The sequence below is a fragment of the Francisella sp. SYW-2 genome (assembly GCF_008711475.1).
In the GTDB taxonomy this organism is placed as follows: domain Bacteria; phylum Pseudomonadota; class Gammaproteobacteria; order Francisellales; family Francisellaceae; genus Francisella; species Francisella salimarina.
This window is the reverse complement of sequence record NZ_VXKO01000042.1, coordinates 1-8,038: the sequence shown is the minus strand read 5'-3', so window position 1 is coordinate 8,038 and position 8,038 is coordinate 1. Positions and strand designations below refer to the sequence as shown.

The window sequence follows — 8,038 nt, the reverse complement described above, 5'->3', positions numbered from 1 at the left end:
CTGATCTGCTAGCATTGAGTAAATATCTTCTGATTTTCTATTTTTAGACATGTTTTTATCCTTAATATTTTGCTAGAAATAATCTAGCATCTTAATTAAGAATTTACACAGTTAATTGGAAAGTGCCGGTAGTAGGACCATAGGGAGCGAATGAACAGAAAATTACGGTCTAGCCATTCTATATTTTTGGGATTTACTATTTGGCTTCTCTGGGATCGTCATTTCTATCAAGTTTTGTTCTAATGCCGGCTTTAAATATCTCTCTACAAATGATTTCCTATCCTTGAGCATGAGCTTATCTTGTAAAGGCTGTTGAGTTAATGAAAGCCCTTTTTCATATGTTTTAATATTGAGTATTTTTTAGATAAATCTGACTCAAAATCTTACTTTTGTGTTTCATATCAGCATTTTATGCTGATATGAATACACCTATTCTAGTTAAACCATTAAATTGACAGCTTTTAATGCATTAAATCAACAGTCTTTAAAATAGGAGGGGTAGATCAGTCATTTAGTTTCATATTTTTAGGGAAGGCTCAGGAAACATTCTACAATAAATTATATGACTCCAAATCAGTTTGAATATATAATGGAAAACGAAGTTAGTAACTGTCCCAAATTGACGGGGTAGATCACACTTCCTTAATCACTTACAGAATCATCATCACTAGGGTCTCTATAGCTTTCTGGTTTATGATTTATTAAAGCAGGTAAATCCCTATGCGACCCTCTTGTGTGAAAATATTTATTAATATGCTCATTCTCTTTAATATAAGTTTTTTCTATGTTTTTTATAACATAATGTTCTTCCTCATTATCGTATTTAGGTGATGAAGAAGACGGAACACTTTCTTTATATAAATGAAGGGGGCCAGCCTTTCTAGCAATACATAAATGACCAAGTTCATGTACTATAACAATCTCTACAAGAGCCTCTAAGACTTCTTTCTTTTCTTCTTGTTTTATCCACTGTTTTTCGACATAGCCTTCTACGACCTGTTTCAAATAATTAAACTGTATATTCATGACGCCAAAATAGCACTCTTCTTCAAAAAGAAAAGTAAATGATGATTGTACGCTATCAGAAAACAAACAAAAGAAACCTATGAAGCCATTACAGTCAACATTAGTAAAATTATCTTTATAAACTTTTGAGATATGCATTCTTTTAATTATATTTAATAACATTTCTTTATCTGTATCGTCTTCCAACGAAGATGTATTCCAGAAAATACTGTTAGGAGTAATTAGTTTTAAATATTTCTCATCAATTTCTGATATTTCATTATTTAAAATATCTTTTATATCAGGTTTTTCCATTATCTTAGTCCTCAAAAATTTTTGGTTCTGTCGCAAACTGCAAGAGATTTAACAACAGTCTCCTAAAGGGATCCATAACAAAGATACTGAATTAGTATCTTTGGTTTTTATTACTTTTAATTCATCATCTATATCCTCTTTTATGTCCCAACCATTGGTGTACCTATGTATGAATCTATATAGATTAGAGAATTTATCGTCTAGATTATTATCATCCGTTTGATAAAGTCCATAATTAGGGTCCATAATATATATTTTCTTGTTAATAGGGCATCTAAAAAATGCTAGTGCATGACGTACATTATTACTATTATTTTTAGATTCAGATTTAAAAATAAGAAAGTTTAGGTTTGAGTCTCCATAGTTTCTCATTATTTTATGTAGATTAATGGTTTCATTAACAGCATTTTCAAATTCTTCATTATCTTCACCGTTAAAGCTTAATGTTACAGCACATGTGCTTTGTGAAATCGGTATATCATATGGTAGCGAATAAAGGGCAGCAAATTGGGTTAGATAAACACCGAAGTGCTTTTCCTCAATCTCATACTCAAATCCCATCTTCTTAAGGTTCTCCTTTCCTTTCTCCAATATATCTTCATTATAGTTTTCTTCTTCAGATTTATGTAGAAACTCAATAAGTTCACGTCCTTTATCACTAGAACAAGCCTGAATAAAATCAGTTCTTCTTATAATAGATCCTCTTACTCCTCTATTATATATCCACTCTAGGAATATGGCACTTAAAGCAAAACATACTCCATCATTATGTAACGATAGTCCATCGGCACGATATTTATCCATAAATATTTCTTTTGCTTTTTCATTTTCCAAAAGTTTAATTAAATCAGGATATCTCTTGAATTTTTCAAAGCCTTCTGGAGATAGCAAATATCCCATTGTTCCTTGGTTAAATTCCCATATTTCTTCAAATGATTCTTTTAATGATTCTAGTGATAAATTGCTACTATTCTCCATAGTTCTTCACTCCTTTTTGTTTCCGTTATTTTCCAGAATTTCATTTATATATTTAACTGTATTTATATCGGTAAATTCAAAATGATCTTTTTCAATTACAATATCTCTTATTGCTTTTATTTCTTCTATTTTCAGTGCGTTATTTAAAATAGCTTTATTACATTTTTCTATTAAATCAATTTGATTTTTAAAAATCTCAAAAGGTATACCTTGATCTTTAGTTTCAACACTATTAAATTCTTCAAACGATTCTCTTCCCGCAAAAGGATCTTCAATAGAATCATCATTTACTTCAACTACTTCAATATCTCCAATTTCACTTTCATTATCATCTTCTCTTTCTAGAAATGCATCGCTATCTAAACCTCTTTTACCGCCTTGTGATACTAAGAAAGTATTAATTTCTTCTTCAAGAATAATACCCCCATCGATGAACAAAATATTTTTTTTCATAGCTTTTTTATATTCTTGTTGAAAAGTTAAACTTTTGCATAACTGTTTAAAGCAATTAAATTCCTTACCATCATTATCACTTATAGTTATTTTCTTAAAATTATCACCACTTAAATACGCTGATGTAGCTAAACATTTTAGATTTTTGAATCTACTTTCAGGCATGTCATCGCTTAATTCATTTACAATGGATATAATAAATATAGCATCATTTCCATATGCATTATAGTGCTCAGGACCTATGCCAAAATCATGTACAGAAACGGTAAAATATTGTTTAAACAAATAGCCTTTTACGATTCCTCCGAATGGTAACCATATTCCAGGTAATCCTGAATTAGAACCTGTTGATTTATACCATGGTTGTTGATCTATAGCGCATATAAGGCGTTTTCCTTCTTCTGATTCAAATTGACGCGTTACGATTTTTTGTATTTCTTGCACTAATTCAATTTCTTGTTCCATATTCTTTGTCTACTTTATATGTTTTTTGTCTATTTTATATATTAGTATGTAGTCTTTTTGTAAAGAAAATGTTTGTTAATCGTAACAAAATATTATTAGCATATTGATATTATTTTTAGGGAGTATTACCATGCCTACTCATATTTCTAAAGGGTTCTGTCGCAAACTGACAAATGTGTAAGTTTGTAGTATTCTTTTATCACAAAGGCTTTGTTTCTTTACCCCATTAACAATGAATATGTTGATTGACTATATTCTTGATATTATAATTTACACATTGATAGTGTGGTAATACCCCCTCATTATAGTGTTTTGAGTAAGCGCTTATCTTCTCTAGGAATCGAGTGTCCAAGATATACAAAGAAAGATAAGGTTGATCCTACTGTAGGTGCTGTAGCTATTGATTCTACATGGTTAAAGCATTTTGGTAGAGATGAATGGCATCAAGAGAAATACAAAGTTTCAGCTAAAAATTGTATAAAGTTTCTTTTTACTCAACTATTGACCAGCAAACCTCCAAGACTATTAACAACTACTTAATCATGATCGTGTCAGTAGCGATGATATTTCCATTAAACTTAATATTAGCAGTCCATGCTCCATTACACTCTTTATTACCGTGTTTAGTATTAACAGTTGCTGAAGTCATGTCATTTTCTTCACCATACTTTTTAATTGGAAAGCCTGTGTTATAGCAGTTAGTACCTTCTGGAGCTACCCATTCTAGCTCTACACTTCCGTTAGGATTGTTATTATATGTTGTATGAATAGTTATTTTGATTTGATCATCAATTTCTTTTAGGCGAATTTTTGCCTCTGGAACAGAAGTCTTAGTGGCTGTAGTATTTGAATTAGTAGCTTTAGAATTATTTCCAAGACCAACCATCGAACAACTCATTAAAATGACTGCCATAAGTAAAATAGAGCTAAGTTTGATTGTATTATTCATTATTTTTTTCCATTATTATAGTTTTGCAATTAGTTTATTTTATATATGAATTATTTACTGTTAGTAAATACAATATTCTTTTTTGTGAAAAAATTAATGCTAAAGTAAGTTGTTTATTATTGCACTTGCCTTAAAACAACTCACTCAAGAACAAAGTCATGCCACTTTATATTCTATTTTTCTAACATTATTTTTGAGATAATGCTCTTTTTACAAAAAGTTATATTCTATTAAAAAAATAAAAGCATAAATCTTTTATTCTAATAAAAAATTATTTCAATATAGATGTGTATGAAGATGAAAAAAGTAGTTGATAGCTTATATCAATATGAGAGTGATTTCTTTGATTTTGAGGAAGTTATCATTGATGACATTCTTAAATCTCTAAGTAATGAATATAGTTAACTGTAAATAGTGATATACCTCTCCTATTTGAGCCATGCTAAAATTTAAAAGAATATTCGTGATAAAATTATAATATAAATTTACGCAACTAACAGTTTGCGACAGAACCTTTTTTCACAATAGTTTTACATAATGCTATGTAATGTTACACCATTAATATTTTAGATTTAAAAAAAGCAGATAATCTTTAAGTTACATAAATATATAAGAGTTATTAATTATGGAAGGGTCAGAAGAAAATCCTGATCCAAAGTATCTAAATAATTTTATTAGGTCGCATTGAAGCATTAAAAATAAGTTGCACTGGGTTTTAGATGTATCAATGCCTGAAAACTTGATGATGCTCAGATATATATGTTTATTTATGTTATAAAAGTCAAAAAAAGCATGGAAGATATAATGGAAAAGTAGTTCAACAACTGTTCCAAATTAACGGTGTAGATCAAATTTTAAAGGAGATGAGAATGGAAACGATTTGTATTAATGGAATAGAAGGTTGTCCAAGGGATAGCGTTGATACGCCTATAGGTTGGGGTAAAAAACATCTCCTCTGCGAAAGATGTAAATCAGAAATTACTAAAAAACCAAAGATAAAATGGTATACCAATTTTAATATACAAGACAAATGTTCCCCCAGTATAATAGAAAAAAAAGGAAACGTTGGTTTCTTCGGAGCGATTTTTTTGGTACGTCAAAAGCTTGAAGAGCTTATTGCTGACTCTGATGACCATTCCATTTTGGAATATTGTTACTCAGAAGAGGTTAAAACAACTGGTTTAATAGGGTGCGCTGCTGTAGTCGCAAAGTGTGACCCTGTCTTTGCTGGGATAACCCATGTTAATGTTAATAATAAATCGGATAGTGACTTTGCTAATGCACTTGATAATTTGGTTAAAAGATCTATTTGCCTTTTTAAGCTATGTTATGAAAATCGAGATGATAATGCTGAAACTAAACCTGAACTAGTTTTTCATATAAGGATAAATCCTCAAAAGAATAGTGATAATGAGAGGATGGGTAAGAGTATATCGGAAGCTCTGCAAAAGCTCATAAAACAACATGATGATTTTAGTGAAAAAATTATTATAAAAATAGAACCAAGAGAATATATGACAACGGCTGTAAACGCCACTTTTGATGATATTTTTCGGCCTAAGATTGATATTTCTGATTTTAAAGATAATGAAACCTGCGATGAGAGCGATGATGTTAAGATCTATAGCTAACTACTTATAAAAGTAGTATACTATTTTTTATTTAGGCTATGGCACATTCACATCATTTTATAAAGAAAGTGTTGAAGTTAAAATCAGAGGGCATGAGTTTTTTGAAACTAGCATATAAGTTCAACATAAGTATTAGAAGTATACAGGAATGGTTAAAAGGTAATCTACCTAAAGGAACTAGAAATAAACCAAACACGAAGCTTGATATTGAAAAATTGAAACAAGATATTAGACTACCCCGATAGTTCTTTAAAAGAAGGAACTAAAAGATTGGGAGTCAGTGATCATTGTATCGTTCAAAACCTTAAAAAGATCGGCGTGACATATAAAAAAACTCTGATACATCCCAAAGCAGACGAAGAGAAACGATCCTTCTTCAAAAAGAAAATTAAAGAATATCAGAGTTTAAACATTTCTATCTGCTATTTAGATGAGTCTGGGCATGCATTAGATATGCCTAGAACCAATGGCTACTCTAATCGCGGGGAACGGTGTTACGGCACATGTGACTGGTGTGCTAAAGGGAGAATAAATGTTATAGGAGCTTTGATTGGTAAGGTATTATTTGCTGTTGGACTATTTACCTGTAATGTTGACACTGCTGTATTGTTACGAGACAGCATTACTGATCCACTATTTGTTTAACTAAATTCATTAATTAATATTACACTTATGTGTATTTTGATTGATGGATAATAAATGGTGAGAATCAACAGTATGTCAAAAATAGAAGAAGTTTTATATCTACTCAAACATAAAAAACCACAAAGATATATTGCAGATAAATTATCAATATCTAGGCCTAAACCTAAGGAACGGTTCCAAATCTGCAATCTGATAGCCTTTTTTAGTATGTCATTAATTACTAAAACCCTTTATTTTCAATGCTATTATTTTTAGGGGGTATTACCTCCCAAATTGACGAGGAAGATCATTTTTTCTTTGTGAAAGCATCTTTAGCTGAATATGAGAGTTTGCCTGATTCAGCATAACTTCGTAAGGCTGATATATTATACTCAGAATCGGTTTCATCAATAAATACGAGTTTTTCATCGTCTAGCTTAGGAACATTATCAATATAGAACTTTCTCTTTTCTTCATCTCTTTGGTTATATGTAGGCTCTTTTTTTACAAAAACGTACTTTTTATTTAATTATCAGACACATTAAAAAAACATAATTATTATCAGTGTATATGTGCTTACTTAATGATATGAAATTTTTATTTACTTTTTTCTTTTCAAAGAAAAGATATTTATATTTAAATAATAATACAAACAAAGATCTCTACCTTTTACCTTTAAAATATTTTAATGAATATAATAAAAAAAAATTTTATAAGATAAAATCGGGACAAACAAAAAAAATCTATAAATCTATTTTAATTTTTAAAAAAAATAAAATGATTAAGCAGAGCTATATTGGCATTAATTTTAATAGTAAACTTGAAATTATTGAGCTTGCATCAGGACCAAAATTAGATAAAAATGTTATAGAAGAGTTTTCTATTCTTATAGAAAATAAAAAAAACAAATTAAAAAATAAAATAGTACATGAGGATAAAAGATATAGCGTTATACAAAGTAAAAAACAAGTTAATGTTTGTATTCCAGCCGAACTTTTTTTTAAAAAAAAGGATGCTAATATATTTATTAGTAAAGAAAAAAAATTGACTATTACTATAAAAGATTAAGTCATTATTAGTTCATATTTTGTCTCTTTTAAATTTCCTGTGGTTCATATTCCAGGCATTTTATAACCTTGTAAATCCATAACTAATCTTTGGAATAATGACTTAGTTTTAGTAAAGCTATAACATCTTCTTTTAATAACTTTTATGTTTCTGTTGCAATTATTGACAAAGAGGTATCTAGCTTTTAGTTTTTGTGCTAAATAGATCTAGTTTAGTAATAGTTTTAAATATAAGCATTTTAATGGAGAGGTTATTTTATGGGCAATCCGTTGGTATCTAAAATATTGTATTAGTTACAGAGAATTGGAAGAAATGCTTAAAGAAAGAGGAGTAAGTGTAGACCACACAACTATTTATAGATGGGTAATATAATATTCTCCAGAGTTAAAGAAGAAACTAAATTGATACAGAGTCAAGTTCTACTAGGCCTAAACCTAAGGAACGGATCAAAATATGCAAAGTTGCTTGAAGTTCCTATTTATAATTAGCCTTTCGTACTTGCACATTTTATGATATTATTTTGCTTATAATATATCTTATATTGGTCAAT

Annotated in this window: 11 protein-coding genes and 1 pseudogene; 6 read left to right on the top strand and 6 right to left on the bottom strand. The window is 29.4% G+C overall.

All coding sequences use genetic code 11. The features are described 5' to 3' along the window. Nucleotides 1–162 precede the first annotated feature (162 nt). From F3D57_RS10455 to F3D57_RS09710, 4 genes are all read right to left on the bottom strand, one after another. On the bottom strand, nucleotides 163–348 hold the full coding sequence (locus F3D57_RS10455; RefSeq protein WP_411961512.1) for a Fic family protein: 186 nt from the start codon (nucleotides 346–348) through the stop codon (nucleotides 163–165). A 294-nt stretch (nucleotides 349–642) separates the two neighbouring features. Beyond that, nucleotides 643–1,320 carry a hypothetical protein gene (locus F3D57_RS09720; RefSeq protein WP_150466108.1) on the bottom strand — a complete coding sequence of 226 codons (678 nt, stop codon included), beginning with the start codon at nucleotides 1,318–1,320 and terminating at the stop codon, nucleotides 643–645. 48 nt (nucleotides 1,321–1,368) lie between these two features. After that, entirely contained in the window at nucleotides 1,369–2,298 is a 930-nt protein-coding gene (locus F3D57_RS09715; protein WP_150466107.1) for a hypothetical protein, read from the bottom strand. Between the two features lie 6 nt (nucleotides 2,299–2,304). Then, a complete protein-coding gene (locus F3D57_RS09710) occupies nucleotides 2,305–3,216 on the bottom strand; it encodes a hypothetical protein (protein ID WP_150466106.1) in 912 nt (303 codons plus the stop codon). A gap of 312 nt (nucleotides 3,217–3,528) precedes the next feature. Between F3D57_RS09710 and F3D57_RS09705 the strand changes: the two genes are divergently transcribed. Beyond that, entirely contained in the window at nucleotides 3,529–3,756 is a 228-nt protein-coding gene (locus F3D57_RS09705) for a hypothetical protein (protein WP_150466105.1), read from the top strand. Here the strand turns inward: F3D57_RS09705 and F3D57_RS09700 are convergent. Continuing rightward, entirely contained in the window at nucleotides 3,749–4,165 is a 417-nt protein-coding gene (locus F3D57_RS09700; protein ID WP_150466104.1) for a TUL4 family lipoprotein, read from the bottom strand. The genes F3D57_RS09705 and F3D57_RS09700 overlap by 8 nt on opposite strands. Before the next feature lie 869 nt (nucleotides 4,166–5,034). Here F3D57_RS09700 and F3D57_RS09695 point away from each other — a divergent pair. From F3D57_RS09695 to F3D57_RS09680, 3 genes are all read left to right on the top strand, one after another. After that, entirely contained in the window at nucleotides 5,035–5,796 is a 762-nt protein-coding gene (locus F3D57_RS09695; RefSeq protein ID WP_150466103.1) for a hypothetical protein, read from the top strand. A gap of 38 nt (nucleotides 5,797–5,834) precedes the next feature. Next, nucleotides 5,835–6,041 carry a hypothetical protein gene (locus F3D57_RS09690; protein ID WP_150466102.1) on the top strand — a complete coding sequence of 69 codons (207 nt, stop codon included), beginning with the start codon at nucleotides 5,835–5,837 and terminating at the stop codon, nucleotides 6,039–6,041. A 208-nt stretch (nucleotides 6,042–6,249) separates the two neighbouring features. After that, nucleotides 6,250–6,441 carry a hypothetical protein gene (locus F3D57_RS09680; protein WP_150466101.1) on the top strand — a complete coding sequence of 64 codons (192 nt, stop codon included), beginning with the start codon at nucleotides 6,250–6,252 and terminating at the stop codon, nucleotides 6,439–6,441. 261 nt (nucleotides 6,442–6,702) lie between these two features. Here the strand turns inward: F3D57_RS09680 and F3D57_RS10275 are convergent, their stop codons facing one another. After that, entirely contained in the window at nucleotides 6,703–6,849 is a 147-nt protein-coding gene (locus F3D57_RS10275) for a hypothetical protein (protein ID WP_191092387.1), read from the bottom strand. Nucleotides 6,850–7,008: 159 nt separating this feature from the next. On the opposite strand from F3D57_RS10275, the gene F3D57_RS09675 reads away from it, so the two are divergent. Both F3D57_RS09675 and F3D57_RS09670 read left to right on the top strand, forming a co-directional pair. Continuing rightward, the gene (locus F3D57_RS09675; protein WP_150466100.1) at nucleotides 7,009–7,488 is read left to right on the top strand and encodes a hypothetical protein; all 480 of its coding nucleotides are present in this window, start codon (nucleotides 7,009–7,011) and stop codon (nucleotides 7,486–7,488) included. A 252-nt stretch (nucleotides 7,489–7,740) separates the two neighbouring features. Then, nucleotides 7,741–7,857 (top strand): annotated as a pseudogene (locus tag F3D57_RS09670) (IS6 family transposase); the annotation flags it as partial. Nucleotides 7,858–8,038 lie beyond the last annotated feature (181 nt).

Excerpts from the sequence above, each read along its gene's own strand:
- F3D57_RS09720 (WP_150466108.1), bottom strand. The coding sequence starts at position 1,320 with ATGGAAAAACCTGATATAAAAGATATTTTAAATAATGAAATATCAGAA.
- F3D57_RS09690 (WP_150466102.1), top strand. The coding sequence starts at position 5,835 with ATGGCACATTCACATCATTTTATAAAGAAAGTGTTGAAGTTAAAATCA.
- F3D57_RS10275 (WP_191092387.1), bottom strand. The coding sequence starts at position 6,849 with ATGAAAAACTCGTATTTATTGATGAAACCGATTCTGAGTATAATATAT.
- F3D57_RS09715 (WP_150466107.1), bottom strand. The coding sequence starts at position 2,298 with ATGGAGAATAGTAGCAATTTATCACTAGAATCATTAAAAGAATCATTT.
- F3D57_RS09675 (WP_150466100.1), top strand. The coding sequence starts at position 7,009 with ATGAAATTTTTATTTACTTTTTTCTTTTCAAAGAAAAGATATTTATAT.
- F3D57_RS09695 (WP_150466103.1), top strand. The coding sequence starts at position 5,035 with ATGGAAACGATTTGTATTAATGGAATAGAAGGTTGTCCAAGGGATAGC.
- F3D57_RS09700 (WP_150466104.1), bottom strand. The coding sequence starts at position 4,165 with ATGAATAATACAATCAAACTTAGCTCTATTTTACTTATGGCAGTCATT.
- F3D57_RS09710 (WP_150466106.1), bottom strand. The coding sequence starts at position 3,216 with ATGGAACAAGAAATTGAATTAGTGCAAGAAATACAAAAAATCGTAACG.
- F3D57_RS09680 (WP_150466101.1), top strand. The coding sequence starts at position 6,250 with ATGCCTAGAACCAATGGCTACTCTAATCGCGGGGAACGGTGTTACGGC.